Origin of the sequence: Streptomyces sp. NBC_00386 (assembly GCF_036063235.1) — a bacterium.
Taxonomy (GTDB): domain Bacteria; phylum Actinomycetota; class Actinomycetes; order Streptomycetales; family Streptomycetaceae; genus Streptomyces.
Window position 1 is genome coordinate 1,781,880 of record NZ_CP107950.1, and the last position, 25,877, is coordinate 1,807,756.

A 25,877-nucleotide genomic window follows, 5' to 3' on the forward strand; every position below is an offset into this window, starting at 1 on the left:
GGTGTCCTCGCCCTCTCACAGTTCGCGCAGGGCGGGAAGCAGCTTCCGCTCGGCCCATTCCAGGTACGGCTCCTGGTGGTCACCGCCGATCTGGATGAGCGCGACCTCGGTGAACCCCGCTTCGACGAAGGACCGTACCGCGTCGACGACGGAGTCCACGTCGTCTCCGCACGGAATGGACTCGGCCACGTCCTCGGGACGTACGAACTGGGTCGCGCCGGCGAATCCTTCGGGGCCGGGCAGTTCGGCGTTGACCGGCCATCCGCCGCCGAACCAGCGGAACTGGTCATGGGCGCGGGCGATGGCCGCGTCCCGGTCCGTGTCGTAACAGATGGGCAGCTGGCCCACCTTGGGCTTGCCGGCGCCGCCGTGCCGGTCGAACGCGGAGATCAGGTCGGCCTTGGGTTCGGTGGCGATCAGCAAGTCGGCGAGGTGTCCGGCGACTTCGCACGAGCGCTCACCGGAGACGGCGACTCCGATCGGCGGGGGCGTGTCGGGCAGATCCCACAGTCGGGCGTTCTCGACGTCGAAGTGGGCGCCGTGGTGGTTGACGCTCCCGCCCGCGAAGAGCGAGCGGATGATCTCCACGGCCTCTTCGAGCATCTCCAGCCGGACGTGTGCGGCGGGCCATCCGCCGCCCACCACATGCTCGTTGAGGTTCTCGCCGGAGCCGAGACCCAGGCGGAAGCGTCCCTGGGAAAGCAGTTGCAGGGTGGCGGCCTTCTGGGCGACGACCGCGGGGTGGTAGCGGGTGGTCGGGCACGTCACGTACGTCATCAGGGGAATACGCTCGGTGGCCTGCGCGGCGGCGCCGAGAACACTCCAGGCGTACGGTGCGTGTCCCTGGGAGTCCAGCCAGGGGAAGTAGTGGTCGGACGTGACGGAGAAGTCGAAGCCGGCGCGCTCGGCTCCAGCCACATGGCCGACGAGCTCACGCGGACCGGCCTGTTCCGTCATCATCGTGTACCCGATCCGCACCATGTCGCTCTCCTCCTCGTGCCCGGCGCAGCTGGGGCGGCCAGGGGTCGTCTCCTGCCGGGTCGACGGACCGGAACCCACGTGGGGCCGGTACCGCGCGGGCGTCTGCCGCGCGACCGCCGCCTCTCCTTACGGCTGCGTCATCAGTCGCAGGTCGACCTCCTTCTCCTGGTCTCCCGACGCCGTCCCCTGCTCCTGGACCGCGAACGAGCCGCTCAGGGCCTCAAGGAGCCTGTCCAGGGCGACGTAGCCGCCCTGCAACGTGGCGCTGATCGATCCCTCCAGCGGGGTGGGGCCGGTCGGTATGCGTTCCTCGGTCGGGTCGAAGTCCGCGCTCCACACGGGAGGGCGGTCGCCCGGCTGCTCGTGAGGGATGTCGTCGGCGGGCCGGTCGGTCGGGAACGCCGTCCGCAGAACGCCGAACACGGTGGCGACGTCCTCCTTGAACCCTCCAGTGAGAGACACGGTGACCATGGGATCGCTCTCCTTTCCGCTGGGGTACGACTGTGTACTTCGGTCCTAGCCGCGGGCGGGCGACTGTGCCGGGCGGGAACGGCGAGGACGGCGCTATACGAGGCCAGCGCTGGTCCGTGCAGCGCGGCTCCCACTGTCGCGATGGCGCCGACGCGGGGCAGCCTCCCCGTGACGGCGCCGAGGGCGGCCGCACCGGCAGCGGGTCGTACGCGCTGAGCAGTGGGTCGGATCCGGTCAGCTGGCCATAGACGGGCCGTTCGCCGGCCCACGTGCGCACACCCATCACCTGTCCTTTTCGCGTAGCTGGAATCCGCGGGCGCCCCTCCCAGCGTGACGTGTCTCGGCCCCCGCGGCGCGCGGAGATGCGTCAGGCGGACGGTTCGTCGGGCACGGGATGCTCCGGATGTGGACTGCCGGACTGCGGGGCACCCCTCCGCCCGGTGCCGGCCTCGTCCGTAGCGGGAACCTCCGGATCCAGGCCCTCCAGCTCGGCCCGCTCGACGAAGGTCGACTGCATCTCCCCGCCCACTACGTCCCAAGGGGCCTCATCGGCTGCGGCCTGTTGATCGGGCAGGTCCCTCGGTATCGGCTTCGGTGTCGGCCCTCCGCCTTTCCCAGGGCCTTCCGGGCGGCGATCGTTCACGGCGTTCTCGCTTCCTCGCGTCCTCGCTTGACGCGCAAGTACCCCTCCGGCCGACGTTGATTCCGGGGGTCGCCGTGCGACTCCCGTGGCTGGTCAGCGGTCGCGGAGGACGTTACCCGCGTTGCCGTCGCGTTGGTTTGGGCGTTTGTTCGAGCTGGCGGAGGGGTGGCCGCGATGTCGATGGGTTCGAGTTCGGGGCCGAATGACCCGCCAACCCCTGCAAGGTTGGAAGGCTTGTCGTCGTGTTCACTCTGCCAAGTTCTCGGGTCGGCAGATCGTGTGCAGTTCCTTCGGGGCCCTGGTGCCGTACAACACCAGGGCTCCTCGACGCGTTCCACGAAGAGGTGCAATGACAGCAGACGACGCGTTCGGCCGACTCGACGATGACGACTACCCCACCCGCATACACGATGGGCCGGGCCGCTGAACTCCTGGCACCACCCAGGGCTTCCTCCGCGCCCTCGGCGACGCCCGCCTGATCACCCCGCTGCGCTCCGCGAGCGGCCACCGCCGCTACTCCCGCTACCAACTGCGCATCGCCGCCCGCGCCCGGGAACTCGTCGACAACGGCACCCCGATCGAAGCCGCCTGCCGCATCGTCGTCCTCGAAGATCAACTCGAAGAAGCCCAGCGCATCAACGACGAACACCGCCGCGCCGCCGAAGCAACGAAGCCGACGGAGCGCCCGTCAGGGCGCCGGGAGCCGACGGCAAGAAGCCGCGTCGGAACCCCTCCGTGGGTACTCCGGCCTTCAGGCCGGGGAGGAAACGGACTCCTGCGGAGCAGGGCACATTGGGCTGGGATTCACCGTCAGGGCGAGCATTCAAGTACCGCTTCCATCCGCCCGATACGCACTACTCTCGATGCCAGCCCCGCATCGCGTAGTTCGCCTCCAGGGACTGGTCTGCTGCGGCAGGAAGGCTGGTGTCCGCCGGTCGCTGCGGGTGCAACTGGACTTGATCGGGCACTGGCCGCAGTTCTCCATTTCGTTCTTCAACCGCCTGCTGGTCATCTGACGCAGCGCCGCACCGCAGCTGGGTTCCTGCTTCACAGCGCTGCGCGGGCACAGGTTCGGACAGCGGTCGGCCGGCGCGCCTACGTCCGGTGTTCCAGGGTGCTCAGTCGGTCGCTGGACCGGCCGGCTGGGCAGTGCGGCGCTGGGCCCGGATCGCTTCCTCCAGGGCGATGCGGATACCAAGGTTGAGTTCGCCGCAGGACACCCAGGCGGTGAGGAGTCCGGCGATGCGGAGCAGCGTGACGCCAGTGCGCTGGGAGACTTCCGTCAGTACGGTCCGCGCCTGGTTGGCGGGCAGGCGTCCGAGTGCCATCACAATGCCCACTGCCTGCTCTCTTACCGTGTTCGCGCCGGGGTTTTGCGGCATGCTCGGTCGCTCTTGCGGCGCCCCCGCCTCATGTGTGGTGGCTGCGGTGCGCGGGATGGTCGTGGTGGTCGACTGCTCGGAGTCCGGGTCACCCTTTCGGTCGTGGCCGGAGGCCAACAGCTCCCGCATCCGACTCGCCTCCTCGTTGATCTGGGCCGATAGCCGGGCTCCTGCCGTGCGCTGAGCGGATCGCCCGAGCATGGCGAGAACGGCTGCCAGGGTTCGCCGTGTGGGGGATCTGCATGGCCGGAGGAAATCGCAGCAGGCGGGGTGATCCCCTGCTCGGCGTGCGCCTCCGGTCCGAAGCACTGATTCGCGTATGCCCCGCCGTCACGTCAGCAAACATCGGCCGCCAGAGGGCCCACGGCGTCTCTGGGTTCCCCTGGCGGGCTCGGGATCCAAGGCCAAGTTCGTTCAACACGCTTAACTGACAGAGAAGTTGCTCGCGCTTCATCAGGGGCGGCAATCGGCCGGTTCGGGGCCCTGCGACTCTCAGTGGCAAGCCAGGGCCGCCCTCGCCGGATAAGCGTTGCTCCGCAGCGTCAGCAGCGGCCAGGACGCCCAGGGTCGCGAGGACAACCACGACGACCAGGAGCACAAGGGCCACGGAGGCGGGCGTGGGGTAGTGCCACAGGACGAGGGCCAGGGCGCCGGCCGCGATGACGACGACCGTGGTCAGGGGCCTGTGCCTGCGCAGCCACTGTCCGACGGCACCTGGCTTCAGTCCCGTTTGGGCGAGGGCGTGTCCGGCAGTCCGGGTGCTTCGGACGGCGGCTGTGCGCACGGCGGCTGCACCGCGGCCATGTCCGTACAGATACCCGGCGATCACGGTGAGCAGGGCGGTGAGGAGCACGGTGAGAATGGTTTGCCGGAGGAACCTCACCAGGGTGTCGTAGAGGGCTGCTGCTGCGTCCTGCGACTGGGCTGCCGGAGGCACCGCGTCCAGACAGATCTGGCGGATCATGGCGAGTGCGATGAGCAGCACGCACATCATGGCGCCGATACCGATGCCTGCGGCCATCAGCGCAAGCCGGTGTGAGGGCGCCGCCCAGATGCCCAGCCCGGCGAGCACAATCACCGCCCAGGGCAACCACGGGGCGACGACGCTGAGCCAGCGGGCAGCATCACGGGCCTCACTCAGATGGTCGTTGTGCACCAGCACGATCGACTTGTCCGCCCCGGGAATGTCTTCCGCCCCGACAAGGGTCACGCCGATCAGCTGCTTCTGAAGTTCCTCGATGACAGCGCCGACGTTCAGCGTGATGGTGTCGCCCTTGACCTCGACCGCTCCGCCTGCCTCCCCTGTGAGGACGTTCGTCGTGGCGGTGTGCGCGCCGCGGTGGACGCTGTTCCACGCCTTGGCAAAAGCATCGCTCGTCACCACTTTGGCGACTGTGTAGCGCACGCCGGCCCTCAGCCCGCCCTCGAGCTCTTCATCCAGCGACCTGGCCGCGTCGACCAGGAAACGGGGCGCATTCTGGTCGGCCAGAGTGTCAGCGAGGGTGTCGGTGATCTTGCGAACGTCAATCTTGTGGACCAGACCATCGGTAGCACGCTCGATGATCAGGTCCTGGACAGCGGGGTCTCGGGCGAGGGGTGAGACCGTCTGCTCATACCGATCTATGTCGGTGACCTCGGAATTTACCCAGGTGGCGACGACGCTGATGGGCGCCATCAGAACAGCCAAGAGGAGGAGCAGGGACGCTCCGCAAAGGCGCAGGCGACGGCTTCGCACCCCCAGAGGGCGCTGCAGCCGCTCGTCCTCCGCTCGTTCGACATGGCCCGAAGGGCCGTGCAGCTTGTGCCTGCCATGCTCTGGCGGGCCCGGGGCGGCAGACGAGTCCACGGCGAACTCCCTCCGCGCGCAGTCCTCGGCGCACCACGGCGGTATGCGCCCTGAGGGGCGGATACCGCAACCGGCCAGCCCCTGTAACCTCCATCGTCGTTCATCGACCACAAGCACGCAGCCTGTCCAGGAGCTCCCCGTACCTTCGCCCCCCCTGGTCATGGCCCGCTGCCGAACACTGCCCCATCTGCTCCCGAAGATCGGAGCGGGCACGGTCCGGCTACAGCCGGCCCGCGCAATCACCTGCCGATGATCCCGTCACCTGCCGCAGCGTCTGCTGCCGACAGGCAGGAACGGTCACAGCCATTCACGCTCCGCTCCCTCAGATCACCCGTCCCAGGACGGGCGGAACGCCCCGGACAGAGGTCGGTCGCAAGGTCACAGGAACCTCCGAAGACGGCCGCCTGTCGTCGCGGATCCCCCAGCGGATTCGCAGGCGCCGAAACCAGCGCAGATGGGCGAAGGCGCGCTCCACAACCCAGCGTTCTACACAGCACGGAGCGACAAAGGCGCTACAGGAAATCTACAACGCTGAGGACCGCGCCCACGCCGAGAAGGCGATCAAGGCCTTCGTCCGCACCTACGGGACGCGGTGACCAGACCTCGCGAAAAATCATCGACGACCGAGACAAGGCCGGCGCTCTACGCCTTCCCTGGCGCGATGCAACTCGTCGCCATGGGGATCGAAGCGCTCAAATTCCAGCCCTCGCCGCCCCGCACCAGCGCACGGCGCCCGGCCCTTTGAGCCGCAGGCACCGGGCAGAACAGCGACGGCCGGACACAGCCCGGAGGCACTGACTTGGTCGCTCCCGACTGAAAAGCCCAGGCCGGGGCACTCGGGCTGGGCGGCACCAATGGACGCCGCTCCCCCAAAGGAAAGAGAAACCCGTGTACATAGGCCTGGGTACCGTCGTTCTCATCATCGTCATCATCGCTGTCGTCATGCTGCTGCGCCGCCGCTGACCCACGCTCGGCACCTGTAGGTGATCTCAAACGACATCCGCCGGACCTCTGCCATGCTGGTGGAGTTGAGCGTGGCCGCGGGGGTCGCGGTCACTCAAGTCGCGGGCCGGTCTGCGGTGTCGAGGCAGTCGGCGCACTCCTGGGTGCGCACGTACGAGCAGTCGGGTCTCGCGGGGGCTGGGGGCGTCGTCGGCGTCGGTTTCGGTTGCGCAACCACCCTCCTGCTCGACGGACCGGCTCGCCGAGTACATAAGACCGTGTCCTACGTGGTGAGGCGGACGAGTCGTTTGTAACAGCAGAGTGCGGCGGCGAGGCCGAGAAAGGCCAGGTAGTTGCGGGGATTGCGTTCGTAGCGAGGGCTCAAGCGTCGGTAGCCGGATAGCCAGGACATCGTCCGCTCGATGACCCAGCGGCGTCGCCCTAATCGCTCGCTGGACTCGATCCCTTTGCGGGCGATGCGCACGCCGATGCGCTTCCATCTGAGCCATCTGCGCAGGTCGGCTCGGTCGTAAGCTTTGTCGGCGTGGAGGCGCTGGGGCTTGAAATGGCGGCCGTTGTGAGGGTCGTGTCTCGTTTGGTGACCCTCGATCATGGGTTTGAGCCCTTCGCTGTCATGGGTGTTGCCGGCCGAGATGCCGACGAGGAGGGGCAGTCCGTTCGCGTCCGACAGAACGTGCATCTTGGAACCCGGCTTGCCCCGGTCCACAGGGCTCTGACCTGTATGTTCGCCCCTTTTTTAGCCCGGACGTGGGCGGTGTCGAGGACGACACGGGTGACGTCGATGAGGCCGGCGTCGTCGAGCCGGTGCAGCACGGCCTCGTGCAGACGTCCCCAGACACCGGCTCTCGACCAGATCAGGAATCTTCGATGCGCGGTCGACTTCGATATGCCGAAGCAGGGCGGCAGGGCCCGCCAGGCGCAGCCGCTGACCAGGACGTAGATGATGGCCGCGAACAGCGTCTCATCAGGCGTGTCCTGCGTTCCGCCGCCCTGCGGCCGCGCCTTCGAAGGTGGGATCAGCGGCTTCGCGATCTCCCACAGGCCGTCCGGAACAATCCAACTCCACGTACCCCGCCCCATGCACAGACCAACGTCCGCCTCACCACGTAGGACACGGTCTAAGACCGTGTCCTACGTGGTCAGCTTGAGGAGTCGCTTGTAGCAGCAGATGGCCGCGGCGAGTCCGAGAAAGGCCAGGTAGTTGCGAGGATGGCGCTCGTAGCGAGGGCTGAGTCTGCGGTAGCCCGACAGCCAGGACATGGTCCGTTCGATTACCCACCTTCGGCGACCGAGCCGTTCGCTGGACTCGACTCCCTTGCGTGCGATGCGGACGCCAATGTGCTTGCCCCACAACCATTTTCGCAGGTGAGGGATGTCGTAGGCCTTGTCGGCATGTAGGCGTTGCGGCTTGAAGTAGCGGCCGTTGTGGGGGTCGTGTCTCGTTTGGTGACCCGTGATCATGGGCTTCAATGCTTGGCTGTCGTGGGTGTTCGCTGCCGAGAGGCCGACGAGGAGGGGCAGTCCGTTTGCGTCCGACAGGACGTGCATCTTGGAACCCGGCTTGCCCCGGTCCACGGGGCTCGGACCTGTGAGTTCGCCCCTTTTTTAGCCCGGACGTGGGCGGAGTCGAGGACGGCGCGGGACAGGTCGAGCAGGTCCGCGTCGTCGAGGCGGTGCAGGATCGCTTCGTGCAGCCTGCCCCACACGCCGGCTCTGGACCAGATCAGGAAGCGGCGGTGCGCGGTCGACTTCGACACGCCGAAACAGGGCGGCAGGGCCCGCCAGGCGCAACCGCTGACCAGCACGTAGATGATGGCCGCGAACAGCGTCTCATCAGGTGTGTCCTGTGTTCCGCCGCCCTGCGGCCGTACCCTCGACGGCGGAATCAGCGGCTCCGCGATCTCCCACAGTCCGTCCGGAACAATCCAACTCCACGTACTCCGCCCCATACATGAGACAACGAGCCGTCACCACATAGGACACGGTCTAAGAAGTCATCTCATTTGGTGAGTCGGCGATAGCAGATGAGGGTGCAGGCGATGGCGGCGAAGGCGAGGAAGTGTTCGGCTTTGCGCTCGTAGCGGCGGTGGAGTCTGCGGCAGCCGGCGAGCCAGGCGACGGACAACTCTTACGGCGGAAGGAAGGGCGGGAGGCCGAGCCGTCGGCCTGCGTGATTGACGCGCAGAGCGTGAAGACCTCCACCAGCGTGCTCGCCTCCGGCCAGGGCATCGATGCCGGGAAGAAGATCGTCGGGCGGAAGCGGAGCATCGTCACCGACACCATCGGCCTTCTCCTCGCTGTGCTGGTGACCGCGGCGAGCGTGCAGGACTCCATCGCCGGCACCCAGCTCCTGGACCGGGTCGCCGCCGAACATCCCCGCGTCCGCAAAGTGTGGGTCGACGGCGGCTACCGCCAGCACCTCGTCGAGCACGCAGCCACCCTCGGCATCGACATGGAAATCACTCAACGCAGGCCCGGGACCAGGGGATTCACACCGATCCCCAAGCGGTGGGTGGTTGAGCGGATCTACGGCTGGCTTATGCTCCACCGCCGCCTGGCCCGCGACTACGAATGCCTGCCCGTCCGCTCCGAAGCCATGATCCACATCGCCATGACCGACCTCATGGCCCGCCGTCTCACCGGCGAGAACGCCATCTCCTGGCGCGACCCGACACCGCAGACCAAACACCAGATTCCGGGATGAAACAACGGGAGAAACGACCTCTTACGACGGATCGGGACCCCACCGATCCGGCCCGACCCCGTGCCAGTCGATGACCGGAGACTCGATCACCTCGGCCGGCTCCATTTCCAGCCCCACCCGGCGCAGGAACTCCACCAGGTCCCGCACCGAGTACGCCAGCCCGAGGATCTCCCCATCCACCCGGACCCGCCGGCCCCCGGTCGGGGACGGCGGAGAGACGACCACACGAAACCCAGGCATGAGCTCATGATCAGCCAGCCTCCCGGCCGCCGCATCTCACCCGCCGTGATCGCCGCGGTGGCGGCCGGGGCGATCCTCCCCTGATCGCCGACACGATGGTCCCCGAAGCGTTTGACGACGCCCATCCGGCCATCGGACTGATCACGGTCAGCGACTTCCTCGTCTCCTTCGCCCTCTCCCACGCCTGACCCCTGGGTGGGGAGCGGGAGAAGCACACCGCGGTGCTCTGCTGCCGCCTGATATCGGTCCGGCAAGGCAGACAGTGCCGGACGTACTCGGGCGGAGCGAGCGGCCGGACCGACCAGTGCCCGGCAGTCCGCCGGCTGAGGTCTCGGTTGCGTGTCGCTGACCCGGTGCAAGCCCTGGCATTCAGGCACCCGGAGTGAAGAGGCAGAACGGATGGCCGTACGGGTCCCGAAGAACCCGCACCTCCTTCTGCGGCTGGTATTCCTGCAGCGTCGCACCCAGAGCGTCGCCGATCAGCGCCGCCAGAGTGCTTTCCCCTTCGGTCCGTGGAGCAGTGTCCGCCCTCAGGGCCAGCACACCGTCCTCCAACGAGTGCGGCAGCATGAGGCTTCCAGTGCCCTCCGGCCGCCGCGGATCGTCCATCCGTACGAATACCCGGCTCAGGATGCGCAAGGCCCTGTTCTCTGCCCCGACCCGCGCACCCCGGCGCTGTCCGCTCCCTGAAAAAAGGGCGGCTCCCCCAGCACACGTGGCCGAACCGAGGGAACCTACAGTCGGCCAGTCCCTTAAAGGTGAAGGCCACCTGACCGGCCTGCGCCCTGAGTGCCCCTTCTTCACAAGCGAAAACAGCAGGGCCTGAAAAATCCTGGCCTACCAGCGATATGCAACCGGGTGTGCACCCGACGCCCGGGGATACCTGCCGCTCATGAAACTGATAGCGGATGTCCGCAAAGCAGATCGGCGGCTGACACAGCGGCCGGCCGTGTCCCGCCCGGCATCGGCCGGCTGCTGTCCGCGGTGAACTCGTGGCGGCTGCGGGCGGTCGCCGACCTCCCAGCCCGCCCGGCCTCCCTCACAGACACCGGAAGCCAAGTCCACGAAGACGCACTTCAGCAGTACAGGCCAGTAGACGGCGAAACTCCTCACGGCGGCCCTGGAAGAGCAGGCCGGGATACTCCTGCGCTCTGTGCCGCAGATCCGGCCCTTGAACCGGACATGCGACGGACGCCCGACTGCCAACTCCTGGTGCTCACCGTTGGCTTACGGATTCACGGAACCTCGTCTCCAAGGTTTCGCGAACCCGCCCGCCGGGTTTGAAATCGCCGACGCGGAACACACGGTTCTCCTGACAGAGACTTTATTTCACCAGCTAGGAGACACACATCATGGGCATCATCGCCTGGATACTCATCGGTCTGCTCGCCGGCATCATCGCCAAGGCGCTCATGCCCGGCAAGGACCCGGGCGGCATCATCATCACGATGCTCATCGGCATCGCGGGAGGCCTCCTCGGCGGCTGGCTCGGCAAGGTCATCTTCGGCGTCGACTCCATCGACGGCTTCTTCGACCTCTCCACCTGGATCGCCGCCATCGTCGGCTCCCTCATCCTCCTGGCCCTGTACCGGGTCATCACCGGAAACCGCCGCCACGCCTGACCCCGCCTCCGCTCCCCGGCGAAACCGCTCCGTCCTCCCATTCACGGGAGGACGGAGCCGCCCCTTTTGGTCAGAAACCTAGCGGTCTGATCCGGGCCACAGCCCGTCCCGGCGTCGTCACCCATTGGACTAACCGGCCTGAGCAAACCTCTACCGCCGGATTTAACGACCTACCGGTAGCACGGGCATCACCAGCCGCCACATGTTCTGGTCGCAGCCGAACCCCTGCGCCAACAGCACAACCGGTCCATCAGCACGGCCAGTGACGGAGACGTTGTTCCGACGGATATCCATACCGCCAGTTTCCCATCACCCTCATGAGCCTCAACAGCAGCCGCTCCCGATCGCCGGTCAAAGCAACTGCCTGGGACGGGTCTCGACCACATCCGCCAGCACAGTCCGGAAGTTCATCGCTCTCGTCCAGCACGCCGGCATCCCGGCAGCGTCGGATTGCCCGGGCTTCTCTCGCCTCAGGCGGGCGCTGCTGGAAGACGGCCGCTGTGACGGCGGGTGCGGGTGCTCCCGTCAGGGTTGGCCGTACGGAAATCTGCCGGGCCAGTTCGGCGCACATCACGGAAGAGGGGCGGGGGAGGACTACTGGACTGTGCGGCACGGCGTGAATTGCCGTCAGCGGTGGGGATGCCCCTGCTCCGGGTCGTCGTCGGGAGTGCTCCAGCCGTCGCCGCGGCGTGCGGGGTCCACGAGGTCACGACGCGCTTGTGCGGCCTGGGATGGATTGATTGAACGGCGCCGGGCAGAACGCCGGGTACCGATGAAAAACGCGACGACCAGGATGACGACGACAGTGATGCCCGCCGCCATCAGCCACAGTGCGCCGCTATAGGAAGCGGCAGCCAGCACGGTCTCCTTTCCGGTGTCCATGGACGCCGGGTACCCCCTCGACGCCAAAATCCCCGCCGTCCTCACGCCAGGCGGCGGATGTTTCTACGAGACCGGGCCTTTTACGGCACGGCAGAAATGTCCCCGCTGAGGAACATCAGGCGTCGACGGCCGTCCGCGCTGCCCCACACGCATCATCTGGCGGGCGCTCAGCCTGTTCTGCAGCGCAGCGGCATGAACATGCCGCAAGCCTATGAAGGTCGACAGGCGTGGTGCAGTCAAGAGGCACGAACACCGTAGTACAGGTGTCACATAAGGAGCCTCACAAATGTCCTGAGCAGCGCAACGACGACAGTCCTCTACGGCAGACCCAGGCGGACCGTGGGCCGTCAATCTCGCCGTGGCCCGCCGGTACCCCACCCGCGAAGGCCATCTCCACGGTACGAATCGCCTCGCCGGCATCGGCTCGGTGCGCGTCCTCGGGGCTCCTGGACCACAGCGCCTTCACCTGGCTGCCGGAACGCTACGGATCTCCGTCCGCCTCCGATCCACCACGCGCACAAAGGTGAAACCGCGAAGTGGCGTACGTCGAGTTTGAGACCACGGAATGTGTCAACGCGATCTGTATGGTCCATTCGACACGAGAGACAGAACGCAAATATGCGGCGCCGCCGGGAAACGACATCTCATGGCTGCCCGAGCTGACGGAAGTGGACCGGGTCACCTCGCTCGCAGAACATGCGACGCAGGAGCTGGATGCCGTCTACTACGACACCGAGGACCTGCGACTGGCACGCACCAGGGCGTCCCTGCGGCGCCGAAGGGGCGGCACCGACGCCGGCTGGCACCTGAAGCTGCCCCTGGAGGGAGACACCCGGGAGGAGATCCGGCTCCCCCTGTCATCAGAAGAGGTCCCGGAGGACCTGCGGGCCCTGGCTCTCTCGCGCACCCGCGGCGCAGAGCTGCGGCCGGTCATGCGGATCCGCTCCACCCGATCCCTGCGCCATCTTCTCGACGCCGGGGGTGACGCCCTGGCCGAGCTGAGTACGGATGCGGTGCGCGCCGACTCGCTGCTGGACGAGGACGCGCACACGAAGTGGACGGAGATGGAGGTCGAACTCGCCGACGACGGTGATCCTGCGCTCCTGGACGCCATCGAAAAGGTACTCCGGAAGAACGGTGTCGACCGCGCGCAGGGCCCCTCGAAAGTCGTCCGTGCCCTGTCCGCGACGACGCCCCTCCTCGAAGGCACGGAGGATGCGCGCGCCGGGGCCGCCCCAGGGCCGGCCGGCGATCACGTGCTCACGTACGTTCGCCGGTTGGTGGACGCCCTCACGGACCTCGACCCCGCTGTGCGTCGCGACCTGCCCGACGCCGTGCACCGGATGCGCACCACGGCCCGCCGTCTGCGCAGTTGCCTGCGCTCCTACCGATCCGTCCTCGACCGTGAGGTCACCGATCCCGTTCGGCGGGATCTGAGGTGGCTCGGCGCCGAGCTCGGTGTGGAGCGCGACCATGAGGTGCTCCGGGAGCGGCTGGCCTCCGGCGTGCGGGAACTTCCCGGTGAACTGGTCCTGGGCCCGGTTGGCGCACGGCTGCAGGCCTGGGACGCGGCGCGGCAGGCCGAGGGCCGTCGACGCACCCTGGACGCGCTCGCCGCGCCCCGCTACCTGAACCTGCTTGAGCAGTTGAACAGGTTGGCCGAGGCGCCGCCGCTGCGCGCGAAGGCGGCTGGAAAACCGGAGAAGGTCCTGGCCAAGGCGCTTGGGAAGGAGTACGGGCGACTTGGCCAGCGAATGGACCGTGCGCTCGAAACGCCGTCCGGACCGGAACGTGATGCCCGGATCCACCACGCCCGCAAGGCCGCCAAGAGGCTTCGCTATGCCGCGGAGGCGGCCCGCCCCGCCCTGGGCAAGCCTGTTCGACGCCTCGGCAAGCGCGTCAAGGTCGTACAGCAGGTGAGCGGTGCCCAGCACGACAGTGTCGTGGCCCGTGACACCCTGCGCGGTCTTGCGATCGCCGCGCACGCGGCGGGGGAACCCGGCTTCACCTGGGGCCTGCTGCACGGTCAGGAGAGGACCGCGGCGGGGGTTCGGGAACGGCAGCTCCCCGAGGCGTGGGCTCGTGCCCGGGCGGCAGCCCGGCGCAAGGGTCTCGGCCTCTGATCGCGCACCGATGCGCGGCGAGAGCCGGCCATCCACCCGTCATGCTCGGTCCGCGGCGGCGAGCACCGCGGCGGCCATGGGGTTGTCGAGGGCCGCGTGTACCAGGCCGTCCGCCAGCAAAGGCACCTCGCGACGGGTCACGAGGCCGGCCAGCTTCTCCGGCGCGGCGGGGAGTCCGAGCCGTCGGGCGCCGTCCAGGGCCTTGCGATCCACGTACGGATGGAACTCCGGCCAGATGGCCTGTACTCCGCGGAGGAAGATGTCGGTCCCCGTCGGACCGATGCCCGGAAAGCGCTGCAGGGCTTTGGCGGGGTCGGATTCCTCGCGCAGCCGCCGCAGATCACCGTCGTACTGGTCGAGCAGCAGTTCCGCTCCCTCACCGAGCATGGTGGAGGTGCGCTCGTCATAGCGCCGGTATCCGCCTTTGCCGAGCGCGTCGACACGTTCCTGCCAGGTCGCCCGCGCCATCGACCGGCTGTCGCGCATCCCGGCTTCGAACAGTGCTCTGGCTGCCGAGACCGCGATGTCCGCCTTGATACGGGCACTGAGCAAATTCGCCAGCACGAGCATCCGGTAGAGCGAAGCCGGGGTGTCACGCAACCGGATTCCGGCCTGCGCCGCGTAGGTCCTTTCTTGCCGCTTTAGTAGAGCGCTCACCACTTTCGTGTCGTTTTTCCTGTCGCTGGCGCGGGTATTGCGTTGAGTGGACAGCTCAGGGCGCGTCGTGGCCACGCTGATCACCGCCTCCGCAAATTTCTGGTACTTCTGTGCGGCCTGTTGTGAGAAGCGGCTGGCTGGTTGCGGGGCGTGCGGGTGCCCGTCGGGGTCCGTTCGATGTGGCCTCGCATGCTCGGGCGTGGGCCTTCGGGGAGATCGCCCGATCCGGGCTCACGGTCGAGGAAACGCGGCTCGCGGCTGGAGCCCCCGCTCGCGCCGCGCACGACATCGGCCGGCGCTGGGCCGGCCTCCCCAGGCGGGGCGGGACGGTGGCCCTTCGGATTCCTTATCGGTTGTGGCCGTTCCCGTGTCCGTTCGGGTGCAGGACGACCTTGATCCAGCCCTCGTCACGGGCGTCGAAGTGCTCGTAGGCGGCGGGGGCCTCGTCCAGACGGAGTTCGTGGGAGACCACGAAGCTCGGCGTTGCCTTCCCACCGGCGATCAGATCCCGCAGCGCCCGGTTGTACCTCTTCACGGGCGCCTGCCCGGTGCCCATGTGCTGGCCCTTGAACCACATCATGCCGAAGTCGATCGGGACCTTGCCCCGCGCCTCCAGCTCCCCCTGGGCCTCCGCGCCGCCGGGGTCCTCGGGCAGGAACACGCCCACCACGCCGATATGGCCCGTGAACCTGACCGAGTCGATCAGTCCGTTGAGCGTGAGGCTGGCGTCCTCATGTCCCTCGGGGTCGTGTGCCTGGTAGCCGACGCACTCACAGCCGTTGTCGGCCCCCAGGCCGAGGGTGGCCTCCTTGACGACCTCCGCCGGATTCTGCTCGGCGGTGTTGATCGCGATGGCCCCGATCTCCTCAGCCTTGCGCAGCCGGTCGGGCTGGTGGTCAGCTACCCACACGCGGCCGGCGCCCTTGAGGAGGGCGGAGTAGGCCGCCATCAGCCCGACGGGACCGGCCCCGAAGACGATCGTCTGGTCGCCCGGTTTGACGTGGGCCATCTCAGTGGCGTGATAGCCGGTGGGGAAGATGTCGGCGAGCATCACATAGTCGGTCTGCCGCTCGGCGGCGTCCTCACCCAGACGCAGCGCGTTGAAGTCGCCGTAGGGCACGCGCAGCAGTTCCGCCTGGCCTCCCTGGTAGGGGCCCATTTCGGCGAATCCGTAGGCGGCTCCGGCGAGGGCCGGTTCCGGCTGCATGGTCAGGCAGTAGCTGGTCAGACCCTGCTCGCACTGCTTGCAGAAGCCGCAGGCGATGTTGAAAGGCAGGACCACATATTCGCCGACCTGGACCTTGCGGACGGCCGGGCCGACCTCCACGACCTGACCCATGTTCTCGTGTCCCAGGGTGCGGCCGGCCTCGAACGAGGTGCGGCCCTCGTACATGTGCAGGTCCGAACCGCAGATGTTGGTGGTGGTGATCTTGACGATGATGTCGCAAGGATGCTCGATCTTCGCGTCCGGTACGTCCTTCACCGTGACCGTTCGCGGACCTTCATATACCGCTGCTTTCATGATGCTTCCTTAGGCGCCGCGGCATGACCGCAGCACTGCGGTGATGGAGAGGATGCGAAGCCTGACGCCCGCGGTTGATACGACGGGGCCCGTGGCTCCGGTCTCTGAAAGCCGTTCACCGGCTCGGTAACGCCCGGACCACCAGGCGGAGGCTCGGTGCTCCGGCGGCGTACCGTCCGAGTCCCCGCCTGCCCCCACGCAAAACAGCCGCGCACCGACGGATCAGCGGAATCTTCGGACTTGCCGATCACCCGCCGTCGTCGTGGCCGGGCCCGTGATCGGCAAGTCCGCGCCGCCCGGTTCTGTGGATCGCCCCGGTGCCGCTCCTGCTCTGTGAGCGACCGCGACTCGTCACCACGACGGCCTCTACGCGTCATCGGCGGGTGCTCCATCACCCTGCGCTGATGCTCAAGATCACAGCCGGCCTGCCCGGCCCTCGGTGGGCGAGGCCGGGCCGCCGGGAGTCGGGGTGGTGCGGTGGGCCGGGCCGGTGGATCCCTTGGCCGTTCAGGGCAGCGGTGTTCCACCTGTGGCGTTGACGATTTCCGCGGTGATGTAGCTGGCGTGTCGATCGGACCGAACGCCTCCTCGGCGGTCACAGCCGCGACCCGGGCGGGGTCGGCCATGTCGGTGGGCACGGCGAGGGCACGGCCTCCCCTTTCCTCGACATCGGCAGCCCCGGCGGGGACATCCCAGACGCACCGGCCGGTCACGACGTCGGCGAGTTGCCGCTCGACGACCTGGGCGGTCGCCGCCGCGCCGTAGGTGTATCCGAGTCCTGTGGCGCCGCCGCCGCTGACCTGGACCACGATCATCGTGGTCGAGTCCCAGGGCAGCGTGCCGTCCCCCTCCGGGGTGTAGGTAGGTACCCCGTGTAGACGGCGGTCTCGACCCGGTCCACGAACGGTTCGCCGTCGACGGCGGTGTGCAGCAACTCACCGTCTCCAGCGGCGCCCAAGGGGTGGTCGGCGGCGATCGGGACCATCACTCCTCCGGCTTGTCCTGGCGCTGCTTGCCGCCGGGGAGCATTTCCTGCACCTTCGCCTTCAGCCCCTGCCGGATCATGCCGGTCCGGTCGCTGTCGCCCTTGATGACGGCGGAGGCCGCGGCCTCGATCTGGTCGAGGCCGGCGTGCGGCGGGATCGGCGGTACGGCGGGGTCGGTGCGGAAGTCGATGACGAACGGCCGGTCGGCGCCGAGCGCCCGCCGCCAGGCGTCCTCCACGTCTTCCGGCTTCTCCACCCGTAGCCCGCCGAGGCCGATCGAGCGGGCGAAGTCGGCGTACGGAACGTCCGGAAGCGCCTGCGAGGGCAGGAACTGCGGGGCGCCGGACATGGCGCGCATCTCCCAGGTGACCTGGTTGAGATCCTGGTTGTTGAGGACGGCGATGATCAGCCGCGGGTCCTCCCACTCGGGCCAGTACTTGGCGGCGGTGATGAGTTCGGCCATGCCGTTCATCTGCATGGCTCCGTCGCCCACGATCGCCAGCGCCGGACGCTCGGGATGGGCGAACTTCGCGCCGATGACGTACGGAACCCCCGGCCCCATGGTCGCGAGGGTGCCGGACAGGGAACCACGCATGGCGCCGCGCATCCGCAGGTGCCGTGCGTACCAGTTGGCGGCGGAGCCGGAGTCGGCGGCCAGGATCACGTCGTCCGGCAGGAGTGCGTCGAGCGCGTGCACCACGTACTCGGGGTTGATGGGGTCCGCGTCCACGGCCGCACGCCGCTCCATGACCTCCCACCAGCGGGCCACGTCCTTCTCGATCTTCTTGCGCCACTTGCCGTGCTGCTTCCGCTTCAGCTGCGGCAGCAGGGCCTTGAGCGTCTGCTTCGCGTCACCGACGAGGTTGACCTCGAAGGGGTAGCGCAGCCCGATCATGAACGGGTCGATGTCGATCTGCACGGCACGGGCCTGGCCGAACTCGGGCAGGAACTGCGTGTACGGGAAACTGGAGCCGATGACGAGCAGGGTGTCGCAGTCCTGCATCAACTCGTAGGAAGGACGGGTGCCGAGCAGCCCGATCGATCCGGTCACATACGGCAGATCGTCCGGCAGCGCGTCCTTACCGAGCAGAGCCTTGGCCACCCCGGCACCGAGCACGTCGGCGATCTCCTCCACCTCGGCCCTGGCACTGCGCGCGCCCTGACCGATCAGGATCGCGACCTTCTCGCCCGCGTCCAGCACCTCGACGGCGCGGGCGAGGTCCGACGTGGCCGGGACCGGCGCGGAGTGCGTCAGTCCGAGGCTGGACGGCACCATCTTGAAGGCGTGGGTCGGCTCCGAGTAGGGCAACTCCTGTACGTCGGCGGGGATGATCACTGCTGTCACGGTGCGCTTGGCGTATGCGGTGCGCATGGCCCGGTCGATGACGTTGGGCAGTTGCTCGGGGACGGTCACCATCTCGCAGTACTCGGAAGCGACGTCTTTGTAGAGGCTGAGGAGGTCGACCTCCTGCTGGTAACTGCCGCCCATGGCACTGCGGTTGGTCTGTCCGACGATGGCGACGACCGGAACGTGGTCGAGCTTCGCGTCGTAGAGACCGTTGAGGAGATGGATCGCGCCAGGGCCCGAAGTCGCCGCGCAGACGCCGACTTTGCCGGAGAACTTGGCGTAGCCGACGGCCTCGAACGCGGACATCTCCTCGTGCCTCGACTGGACGAACTTCGGCTTGTTGTCGGATCGGCCCCAGGCCGCGAGAAGGCCGTTGATGCCGTCGCCGGCGTAGGCGAAGACGTGGTCGACGTCCCAATCGCGGAGCCGCCGGAGAACGTAGTCGGACACCTTGATGGACACAGGATTTCCTCTCATCGCGCTGATGGCCGGCTGCGGAACCAGCAGGTCGCGGCCGCTGCCGCTCCAAGGGCGGAGGCTGCGGCGCCCGCGGCCAGCAGGCGGCCGTCACGGGCAGAGCCCTCGGGCCGGTCGGCGAGCTTCTCGGGGTGGTCGGCGGGCAGGTGTTGTCCGTCCATGGCAAGTGCGAGTGCCTCGGCCAGATGCAGGGCGCGCCTGCCGGTGTCGTCCTGTTCGATCTGGGTACGGCAGATGAAGCCGTCCGCGAGGACCAGTGCGCCGGGGGCGGTGTCCCGTACGGCGGGCAGCACCCCTTGCTCCGCCACCGTCATGGACAGGTCGTCATGGCCCTGTTCGAAGCCGAAGTTGCCGGCCAGACCGCAGCAGCCTGCGTCCAGGACGCTCGCGTCGATCCCGGCGCGCCGCATCAGTTCACGGTCGGCGTCGTCCTTCGTCACCGCGTGCTGGTGGCAGTGGGTCTGCACGGTGGCCGCCCGGGTGAGGGACGGGGGCTGCCAGTCTTCGGGTGCGTGGTTGAGGAGTTGCTCGGCGAACGTCCTGAACCGCGCGTCCAGGTGCCGCACATTCTGGTCGTCGGGCATCAACTCGGGGGCATCTGCGCGAAAGACGGCCGTGCAGGACGGTTCAAGCCCGACGACGGGTGTGCCGGCCTCCAGCCATGGCCACATGACGTCGAGCATGCGATGCAACGCCCTCTCAGCGGTGCCGCGTTGACCGGTGGAGATCCAGGTGAGGCCGCAGCACACGGCGCGGATCGGAATGGTGATGTGGAATCCGGCGTCCTCCAGGACCCGGACCGCGGACTTCCCGACGTTGGGGTGGAAGGAGTTGCTGAACGTGTCCTACGATCGCTGAGGGTGTCGGCCAGCGCGCTCATGCCTCGGTCGGCTGCGGCGCTTATAGCCTTGCGGCCCGCTTCCAGCACTTCCCCGCGCAACTGCTCCTGCAACTCGGCGATCTGCCGAACCTCCCCCAACCTGCGCATTCCCTCGGCGGCGAGCTGGCGAGGTTCGAGACCGAATCGCCAGCCAGCCAGATAGGTCGCAATGGACAGGGCCATCCGGCCCTTCTTGGTGCGGCCCAGCACATAGCCGCCCACTACAGCGGCCGCGAGAACCGGGTCGCGCAGCCGCGTCCGTGCGTTCGGGACACATCGCCGCGCGGGACGGTGACCGTTTCGAGACGAACTCGACCCCGATCAGCACAAAGTGGTCCGCTCACAGGCATGCCGCCTCCCTGCGTGGGTGTTCGCCCGAACGCCGTTCACCCCGGGCAGTTGGGCGCCCCGCGAGTCAGTTGACGCTCTGATGCGCCAACAACTCGCTTGCGATGGCGTCCTCTTGCTGCTCGTACTGGGCGAGTGCCAGGCCAAGCCCGAAGAAGGTGGGGGCCCATTCGCCGATGTAGATTCCCCAGCGGTCGGCCCGGGCGATGTCGACGCCGGGTTCTATCTTCAAGGAGCCTGCCCAGGCGACCACGGTGAGGCCTATGGACGCCATGGCGGCCAGGTACGCATGTTCGCTGCGGATACCCATGTCATGCATCTTCTTGATGATCACGATGCGCTCCGTTCACTAGTCCTTTGACGGACTACCCGGACCACCTCGCCCTATTCACACCATTAGTCATAAATATTCACTTGTGCGTAGTTCAGGAGTCGGCACACTGCGAGTTCGTCGCGACGCTCTCACAACTCGATAACCGGCAGTTCGACCGACCTCGTCCAAGCCCACCCGATGCACCCATGATCAGCGAACGTTTCGGACGCCACAGGCTGGGAGCGGGCCGCCTGAAGGCGCACCGAATCGGGCCTTCCGTCCGGTCGGGTGTCGGCGGTACACCCGACTCGGCGAGCTCTGCCACCGAAGGGATGCCCGCCTGCTACGCGCACGTCTTCATGCCAACGCCTCCGACCTCTCAGTCCGGGGGGACTCTGCCGGTCAACGGTGTCAGCACGCAGCGCCTGGATGCCGGACCGGCTCCGGCGAAAGGGCCTGCCCTCTCGGAGGTGGGTCCTTTCAGCGGAGCCGGTCCGTGCTTCAGCGCTTGCCGTGCTTGCCGTGCATGGAGTCCTTGGCGTCGTCCAGGACTTCCTTCGCCTCGCCCTCCGCCTGGTCCATCTTCCCCTCGGCTTTCATCCGGTCGTTGCCGGTGGCCTTACCGACCGTTTCCTTCATCTTGCCCTTGGCCTTGTCCATGCCGCCCTTGCCAGCCATGTCCTGCTCCTTGCATAGGAAAATCAGTGACAGTGACAAACTAGAACGGAAATACGTATATCGCTCGGCAGGCGTTGCGATCACAGCCGACTGTGCGGATCCGCCCCCGCCGTCTTATGGCGGCGGGTCCGGGACCAGCTTGTGCCTGCCGGCCGCGGCGCCGGATCCACCGCTGCGAGCGTCCAGAGGGCCACCCAACGCGGTCACGCCTCGAGGGACGAGCGTTGTCGCTGTTCGTTCTCGCGCGTTTCGTGCGTGTGGCGGCCGATGTCGGTGACGCGGTCGGCCAGGGCCGGGTGATCGGCGCGCAGGTGTGGGCCTGCATCGGAGAGGGGGCCAAGGAGTTGGGCCGGGTCGCTGTCGCCGAGGGCGGCGTGGAGAGCGGTGATGGCGCTCGTCGCGGTGTCGGGTAGGTCTGTCAGGGCGGTGATGGTCCCGGCGAGCTGGCGGAGTGCGGCGGCGTGGTCGTGGGCCCAGGCAGCTACGGAACGGTCTGCGGCGCGCCGGCCGCGGGTGGCCTGCACCCGCTGTTCCTTGGTGGCGCCCGCTTCACCGGGGCGCACGCGCAGGTAGCGGCGTTCGGCGGCCTGGCGGCTGGAGACGCCGAGCGGATGGGCCAGATCGGCCCAGCTCGCGCCCGCCTGCCGCGCCGCTTCGATCAGTCCCGGCTCCCAGCCGGCCAGCTGCTCACGAACCTGCCGCAGGAGGAGCAGCGCCGCGAGGGCGCCCTGGGGATCGTCGGGGGTGGCGGTCCTTGCGGACTGTGCGGTCTGCAAGGCCTGCGCGAGGGCCTCGAGCGCCGTGGCCGTCACCGCGAACGAGGCCGGCGCCGGAAGTTTGTCGCTCACTCTCCCCTCCCCTTCACCATCGTCATCCCCTGGATGACGTTTCACTTGTCGTCGTTTGGATGACATGTTACAACGGTGTCAGGTGAAGCGCATTGGCAGCAACTGCCTGAACTCATCTGGAGGTGTATCCCGTGTTGATGCGCACTGACCCGTTCCGGGAACTCGACCGCCTGGCCCAACATCTGATGGGTCCGGGAACGTGGTCCCGTCCCTCCGCCATGCCGATGGACGCCTACCGAGACGGCGACCAGTACGTCATCGCCTTCGACCTGCCGGGCATCGACCCCGACGCCCTCGACATCGACGTCGAGCGGAACATGCTCACCGTGAAGGCGGAGCGACGCCCCCTGCCGCGGTCCGAGAGCACCCAGACGGAACTGTCCGAACGGCCTCTGGGTGTCTTCTCCCGCCAGGTCGTCCTGGCCGACACCCTGGACACCGAGCACATCGCCGCGGACTACGAGGCCGGCGTCCTGACGCTGCGCATCCCGATCGCCGAGCGAGCCAGGCCCCGCAAGATCAGCGTCCGCAGCACCGGCGACCGCAAGGAACTCGACAACTGATCTGCCGGTCGCCCGTCCGCCGCCGACCCCAGGACGGTTCACGCACCATCCCGCCTGGGCCCCGGCGGCACCGGCCCCCTCACTCCACGCAGGACAACCGACGCCCGCGAAGAACAGGGTTCACACGGAACAGCCGCTCTCCCGCAGAAGGCGGCTACGCAAGGAAAGCCGAAGCCCTCATGACTCTTCTCTCTCCCCCACGCCCCCTCCCCCAACAGCAACCGTCACCTTCGACCAGCTGCTGGAAAAGGTGCGCTACGACGGCGCCTACCCCACCCGCCGCCACGCAGAAGGCGTCGTACGCCGAGTACTCGAAGCCCTCGGCCGCCAGTTGACAGGCACCGAGCGGATGGAACTCGCCGCTCGCCTCCCTCAGGAAGCGGCCTGCCACTTCTCCTCGCAGCCCACCACGAGCAGTCCGCTGACCGGCTGGGGCTTCGTGAAGGACCTCGCTGAGCGAACCGGCAGCACCCCGGCGACGACCCGTTGGGACACCGGATCGGTCCTCGGCGCCGTGGGTCGCATCGCCGGTGACGACCTGACCACCCGGATCATCGGACAGCTCCCCGACGGCTACGCCCTGCTGTTCGGACGTGCCCAGCTCATCCGGGCCGCCTGACCGTCCGATGCCGGCACCCAGAACGCAGCGCACATGTCCGCGGTGCGCTGCGTCGTGACCACAGTTGCCACTGTTCGGCCGCAGGGGGGAGCACTTCGAACCCCAGACATGCACTCTCTTGGTCGCTGTGCCGCCGCGGGCTGATGACGTAGCCCCTCTGTTCATCCGTCGCGAAAGCGGAGCCGGCACCGGCAGCGCAAATCCCGGCAGCCGACGGGCTGCCGGGATCAGAAGTGCTCAGCGCTTAGAGGCAATGCCGTTGCGTTACGGGTCTGGGTCGGGTGGGTCCGCTGGTTGCTGGGTCTTCGCAGGGCTGGCGGAGCAGGAATCGCGTGGTCACGCGGTCATGGGGTAACGGATCTATCAGGAGATCCCGGAAGGGCCGTTGACTGGAAGGACTGTCACGTGGAACGCGCCGACTGGCTGCTCACCTCGGCTCAGCGGGGGAATCCGGCGTCGCGGGTGGACCGCCGTCATGCCGACGGTGCGGCGTGGTCCACGGGCAACGACGTCCGCCCCCTGGTGCACGGGGCGGTGTACTTCGCCGAGCTGCTCGCGGCCGTGCGGGCGCAGCGGGCCGGCGACATGTTGATGTTCACGGACTGGCGGGGTGACCCTGACGAGCTGCTGGACGGTCCGGAGAGCGCTATCGGCGATGTGTTGTGCGACGCCGCACGCCGCGGTGTCGTCGTCAAGGGGCTGGTGTGGCGCTCGCACCTGGATCGGTTCCAGTTCAGCGAACAGGAGAACTACCACCTGGGGGAGGAGATCGAGGAGGCGGGAGGCGAGTGCCTGCTCGACATGCGGGTGCGGCCGGGCGGCTCGCACCATCAAAAGTTCGTGGTACTGCGCCACCCGGGTCGGCCCGAGCGGGACGTCGCCTTCGTCGGCGGGATCGATCTGTGCCACAGCCGTCGGGACGACGCCGCTCATCAGGGTGACCCGCTGGCGCAACCCATCGCCGACGCCTACGGTTCCCGTCCGCCCTGGCACGACATCCAGCTGGCGGTGCGCGGGCCCGCCGTCGGCGATGTCGAGGCCACGTTCCGTGAGCGGTGGACGGACCCGGCTCCGCTCAGCCGCAGCCCGCGCAGCCGGCTGCGGGCGGCACTCCGGGACGAGGACACGCGGGCGGATCCGCTCCCGGTGCAGCAACCCGACCCGGGCCCGCGCGGTTCCCACACGGTCCAGATCCTGCGCACCTACCCGAACCGCCTCAGGGGCTATCCGTTCGCTCCCGACGGTGAACGCAGCATCGCCCGCGCCTACACGAAGTCCCTGCGGCGGGCACGCCGGCTGATCTACCTAGAGGACCAGTACTTGTGGTCGGAGAGTGCCGTCCAGCCATTCGCCCAGGCTCTCGCGGATCATCCGGGACTGCGGATGATCGCCGTCCTGCCGCCACTGCCGGACCAGGAGGGGCGGATCAGCACACCGATGAACCTGCTGGGCCGGATCCGCGCCCTGGAAGTCCTGCGACGGGCCGGCGGCGACCGGGTGGCCGTCTACAGCCTGGAGAATCACGCCGGGACACCCGTGTACGTCCATGCCAAGGTCTGTGTCATCGACGATGCCTGGGCCTCGGTCGGGTCCGACAACGTCAACCGGCGCTCCTGGACGCACGATTCGGAACTCAGCTGCGCTGTCCTCGACGAGACCCGTGACTCCCGTGAACCGATGGACCCCGGCGGCCTGGGTGACGGCGCCCGCGTCTTCGCGCGCGAGCTGCGGTTGTCGTTGAATCTCGAACACCTTGACCGCGACGGGGACGGGGAAGCGGCTGCACTCTGCGAACCGGGCCACGCCTTTGCGGCCTACGCCGACTCGGCCGCCGCTCTGGACGCGTGGCACGACGACGGCCGCCACGGTCCGCGACCGTCGGGACGGCTGCGCACCTACCACCCGCCGCGCCTGTCCCGCATCACGCGCGCCCTGACCGACCCGCTCTACCGGGTCATCGCCGATCCCGACGGCCGACCGCGCTCCCTGCGTCGGCACGGTGCCTACTGACGGTGTCCCGGACGGGTGAGGTGACCCCAATGCCGCGAGGGCAAGTCCACGTTCTTGCTGGTACTGCCGTTCGAACTCGGCAGGTGAAAGGTAGTTGAGAGGACGCTTTCTCCTGTTGTTTCATCCCGGATTGCCTGGTTGGGGTTGGTTCAGGTGCCGCGCCAGCTCGGGGTGGATTCCGCGGTCAGGCGTCGTGCCATCGACGCCTGAGCCACAGCACGGCAGCACGGTCCCCGGTTCCGGTCCCTGGGGTATCGAGGTCTGGCACGGGAGTCAGCAGCCGCCTCGGGAGGCCGGTGTGGCAACACACTCCACATGATGAGGTCATCGGGAAGATATCGCCGAAGCCCACCCTGCGAGAACCAGCAGGTCAGACATAGTTTATGGGCACCGAGGAGCCGCTTCCATTCGTCCGGAGTGTCAAACGAGCGTCCCGTCCGCGACGGGTCGGTTTCTGCTCGACTGGTGTCTACGGCAACTCCGCACCCCAAAGGCAGAAGGAAGCGACAGATGCGCGGAAGCACCGGTCGGTCATTACTTTCCGGCTGCGGCGGAAGGGGGTCATGCAGCCGGTCAGTCGACAGGCGGCTCGGACAGGCGTAGCCGGTGTGTTCGGAAGTGTCCTCGCGCCGTGGCATCCCACAGACTGTCTCGAGAATGACAATACGGACTCGGAGGGTTCACGTCTTGGTGGGAACCCTCGGGGCGCATGGGGCTCCTTTGCCTGTGCCCAGGGGAGCGGAGAGGTCTCCGCAATGGGCGGTGATCGGG

General features: G+C 67.9%; 21 protein-coding genes and 9 pseudogenes. 10 read left to right on the forward strand and 20 right to left on the reverse strand.

Features of this window, described 5'->3' with window-relative positions; all coding sequences use genetic code 11:
• Positions 1 to 15: 15 nt before the first annotated feature.
• From OG780_RS07755 to OG780_RS44605, 3 genes are all read right to left on the reverse strand, one after another.
• The gene (locus tag OG780_RS07755) at positions 16 to 981 is read right to left on the reverse strand and encodes an LLM class F420-dependent oxidoreductase (protein WP_328446011.1); all 966 of its coding nucleotides are present in this window, start codon (positions 979 to 981) and stop codon (positions 16 to 18) included.
• 126 nt (positions 982 to 1,107) lie between these two features.
• On the reverse strand, positions 1,108 to 1,452 hold the full coding sequence (locus OG780_RS07760; protein WP_328446013.1) for a hypothetical protein: 345 nt from the start codon (positions 1,450 to 1,452) through the stop codon (positions 1,108 to 1,110).
• Positions 1,453 to 1,819: 367 nt separating this feature from the next.
• Positions 1,820 to 2,095 carry a hypothetical protein gene (locus OG780_RS44605; protein WP_443062122.1) on the reverse strand — a complete coding sequence of 92 codons (276 nt, stop codon included), beginning with the start codon at positions 2,093 to 2,095 and terminating at the stop codon, positions 1,820 to 1,822.
• 349 nt (positions 2,096 to 2,444) lie between these two features.
• Between OG780_RS44605 and OG780_RS07770 the strand changes: the two are divergent.
• A pseudogene (locus OG780_RS07770) lies at positions 2,445 to 2,771 on the forward strand (helix-turn-helix domain-containing protein); the annotation flags it as partial.
• Between the two features lie 442 nt (positions 2,772 to 3,213).
• Here the strand turns inward: OG780_RS07770 and OG780_RS07775 are convergent.
• The gene (locus tag OG780_RS07775; protein ID WP_328458776.1) at positions 3,214 to 3,606 is read right to left on the reverse strand and encodes an ANTAR domain-containing protein; all 393 of its coding nucleotides are present in this window, start codon (positions 3,604 to 3,606) and stop codon (positions 3,214 to 3,216) included.
• Positions 3,566 to 5,152, reverse strand: coding sequence for a hypothetical protein (locus OG780_RS07780; protein WP_328446017.1), 1,587 nt, complete (start codon positions 5,150 to 5,152; stop codon positions 3,566 to 3,568). The genes OG780_RS07775 and OG780_RS07780 overlap by 41 nt, the downstream gene beginning before the upstream one ends.
• A 611-nt stretch (positions 5,153 to 5,763) precedes the next feature.
• On the opposite strand from OG780_RS07780, the pseudogene OG780_RS44610 reads away from it, so the two are divergent.
• Both OG780_RS44610 and OG780_RS07785 read left to right on the forward strand, forming a co-directional pair.
• A pseudogene (locus OG780_RS44610) lies at positions 5,764 to 5,916 on the forward strand (IS256 family transposase); the annotation flags it as partial.
• 423 nt (positions 5,917 to 6,339) lie between these two features.
• Positions 6,340 to 6,462 (forward strand): annotated as a pseudogene (locus tag OG780_RS07785) (helix-turn-helix domain-containing protein); the annotation flags it as partial.
• An 86-nt stretch (positions 6,463 to 6,548) separates the two neighbouring features.
• Here OG780_RS07785 and OG780_RS07790 read toward each other — a convergent pair.
• The 3 genes and pseudogenes from OG780_RS07790 to OG780_RS07800 all read right to left on the reverse strand — a co-directional run.
• Positions 6,549 to 7,366, reverse strand: a protein-coding gene (locus tag OG780_RS07790) for an IS5 family transposase (protein ID WP_328446019.1) whose coding sequence is annotated in 2 segments (ribosomal slippage) — positions 6,549 to 7,018 and positions 7,018 to 7,366 — 819 coding nt in all. Because the reading frame shifts where the segments join, the coding sequence is not laid out codon by codon here.
• A gap of 51 nt (positions 7,367 to 7,417) precedes the next feature.
• Positions 7,418 to 8,235 (reverse strand): IS5 family transposase gene (locus OG780_RS07795; RefSeq protein ID WP_328446020.1). Its coding sequence is split into 2 segments (ribosomal slippage): positions 7,418 to 7,887 and positions 7,887 to 8,235, totalling 819 coding nucleotides; the frame shifts between segments, so codons are not numbered across the junction.
• 50 nt (positions 8,236 to 8,285) lie between these two features.
• Positions 8,286 to 8,414, reverse strand: a pseudogene (locus OG780_RS07800) (IS5/IS1182 family transposase); the annotation flags it as partial.
• On the opposite strand from OG780_RS07800, the pseudogene OG780_RS07805 reads away from it, so the two are divergent.
• Positions 8,409 to 8,990: pseudogene (locus OG780_RS07805) on the forward strand (transposase); the annotation flags it as partial. The pseudogenes OG780_RS07800 and OG780_RS07805 sit on opposite strands and share 6 nt — an antisense overlap.
• Before the next feature lie 21 nt (positions 8,991 to 9,011).
• Here the strand turns inward: OG780_RS07805 and OG780_RS07810 are convergent.
• Complete coding sequence (locus OG780_RS07810) at positions 9,012 to 9,230, reverse strand: hypothetical protein (protein ID WP_328446021.1); 219 nt, start codon at positions 9,228 to 9,230, stop codon at positions 9,012 to 9,014.
• Positions 9,231 to 9,266: 36 nt separating this feature from the next.
• Here OG780_RS07810 and OG780_RS07815 point away from each other — a divergent pair.
• Positions 9,267 to 9,418, forward strand: a pseudogene (locus OG780_RS07815) (ZIP family zinc transporter); the annotation flags it as partial.
• Positions 9,419 to 9,599: 181 nt separating this feature from the next.
• On the opposite strand, the gene OG780_RS07820 reads toward OG780_RS07815, so the two are convergent.
• Positions 9,600 to 9,800, reverse strand: coding sequence for a VOC family protein (locus OG780_RS07820; RefSeq protein ID WP_328446022.1), 201 nt, complete (start codon positions 9,798 to 9,800; stop codon positions 9,600 to 9,602).
• A 782-nt stretch (positions 9,801 to 10,582) separates the two neighbouring features.
• Between OG780_RS07820 and OG780_RS07825 the strand changes: the two genes are divergently transcribed.
• The gene (locus OG780_RS07825) at positions 10,583 to 10,852 is read left to right on the forward strand and encodes a GlsB/YeaQ/YmgE family stress response membrane protein (protein WP_328446023.1); all 270 of its coding nucleotides are present in this window, start codon (positions 10,583 to 10,585) and stop codon (positions 10,850 to 10,852) included.
• A 177-nt stretch (positions 10,853 to 11,029) separates the two neighbouring features.
• On the opposite strand, the pseudogene OG780_RS07830 reads toward OG780_RS07825, so the two are convergent.
• Both OG780_RS07830 and OG780_RS07835 read right to left on the reverse strand, forming a co-directional pair.
• Positions 11,030 to 11,146: pseudogene (locus OG780_RS07830) on the reverse strand (alpha/beta fold hydrolase); the annotation flags it as partial.
• A 333-nt stretch (positions 11,147 to 11,479) separates the two neighbouring features.
• Positions 11,480 to 11,734, reverse strand: a complete 255-nt coding sequence (locus tag OG780_RS07835; RefSeq protein ID WP_328446025.1) for a DUF6479 family protein — start codon at positions 11,732 to 11,734, stop codon at positions 11,480 to 11,482.
• Between the two features lie 584 nt (positions 11,735 to 12,318).
• Here OG780_RS07835 and OG780_RS07840 point away from each other — a divergent pair.
• Complete coding sequence (locus tag OG780_RS07840; protein ID WP_328446027.1) at positions 12,319 to 13,857, forward strand: CYTH and CHAD domain-containing protein; 1,539 nt, start codon at positions 12,319 to 12,321, stop codon at positions 13,855 to 13,857.
• Between the two features lie 39 nt (positions 13,858 to 13,896).
• Here OG780_RS07840 and OG780_RS07845 read toward each other — a convergent pair whose 3' ends face one another.
• The 8 genes and pseudogenes from OG780_RS07845 to OG780_RS07880 all read right to left on the reverse strand — a co-directional run bounded on the left by OG780_RS07845 (position 13,897) and on the right by OG780_RS07880 (position 21,914).
• Positions 13,897 to 14,589 carry a hypothetical protein gene (locus OG780_RS07845; protein ID WP_443062123.1) on the reverse strand — a complete coding sequence of 231 codons (693 nt, stop codon included), beginning with the start codon at positions 14,587 to 14,589 and terminating at the stop codon, positions 13,897 to 13,899.
• Positions 14,590 to 14,860: 271 nt separating this feature from the next.
• A complete protein-coding gene (locus OG780_RS07850) occupies positions 14,861 to 16,036 on the reverse strand; it encodes a glutathione-independent formaldehyde dehydrogenase (RefSeq protein WP_328446029.1) in 1,176 nt (391 codons plus the stop codon).
• 984 nt (positions 16,037 to 17,020) lie between these two features.
• A complete protein-coding gene (locus tag OG780_RS07855; protein WP_328446031.1) occupies positions 17,021 to 18,832 on the reverse strand; it encodes a thiamine pyrophosphate-requiring protein in 1,812 nt (603 codons plus the stop codon).
• Between the two features lie 11 nt (positions 18,833 to 18,843).
• Positions 18,844 to 19,692 (reverse strand): annotated as a pseudogene (locus tag OG780_RS07860) ((Fe-S)-binding protein); the annotation flags it as partial.
• Positions 19,686 to 19,910, reverse strand: a pseudogene (locus tag OG780_RS07865) (histone protein); the annotation flags it as partial. The pseudogenes OG780_RS07860 and OG780_RS07865, both read right to left, overlap by 7 nt.
• A gap of 232 nt (positions 19,911 to 20,142) precedes the next feature.
• Positions 20,143 to 20,409: a hypothetical protein gene (locus OG780_RS07870; protein ID WP_328446033.1), complete on the reverse strand. Its 267-nt coding sequence runs from the start codon at positions 20,407 to 20,409 to the stop codon at positions 20,143 to 20,145.
• 480 nt (positions 20,410 to 20,889) lie between these two features.
• Complete coding sequence (locus OG780_RS07875; protein WP_328446035.1) at positions 20,890 to 21,066, reverse strand: CsbD family protein; 177 nt, start codon at positions 21,064 to 21,066, stop codon at positions 20,890 to 20,892.
• Positions 21,067 to 21,269: 203 nt separating this feature from the next.
• Complete coding sequence (locus OG780_RS07880) at positions 21,270 to 21,914, reverse strand: type III effector protein (RefSeq protein WP_328446037.1); 645 nt, start codon at positions 21,912 to 21,914, stop codon at positions 21,270 to 21,272.
• Between the two features lie 131 nt (positions 21,915 to 22,045).
• On the opposite strand from OG780_RS07880, the gene OG780_RS07885 reads away from it, so the two are divergent.
• The 3 genes from OG780_RS07885 to OG780_RS07895 all read left to right on the forward strand — a co-directional run bounded on the left by OG780_RS07885 (position 22,046) and on the right by OG780_RS07895 (position 25,106).
• Positions 22,046 to 22,477 carry an Hsp20/alpha crystallin family protein gene (locus tag OG780_RS07885; RefSeq protein WP_328446039.1) on the forward strand — a complete coding sequence of 144 codons (432 nt, stop codon included), beginning with the start codon at positions 22,046 to 22,048 and terminating at the stop codon, positions 22,475 to 22,477.
• Positions 22,478 to 22,715: 238 nt separating this feature from the next.
• Positions 22,716 to 23,096, forward strand: a complete 381-nt coding sequence (locus OG780_RS07890) for a DUF2267 domain-containing protein (RefSeq protein ID WP_328457964.1) — start codon at positions 22,716 to 22,718, stop codon at positions 23,094 to 23,096.
• Between the two features lie 405 nt (positions 23,097 to 23,501).
• Positions 23,502 to 25,106 (forward strand): phospholipase D family protein, encoded by a 1,605-nt coding sequence (locus OG780_RS07895; protein ID WP_328446041.1) that lies wholly within the window; start codon positions 23,502 to 23,504, stop codon positions 25,104 to 25,106.
• The last annotated feature ends 771 nt before the right edge of the window (positions 25,107 to 25,877 follow it).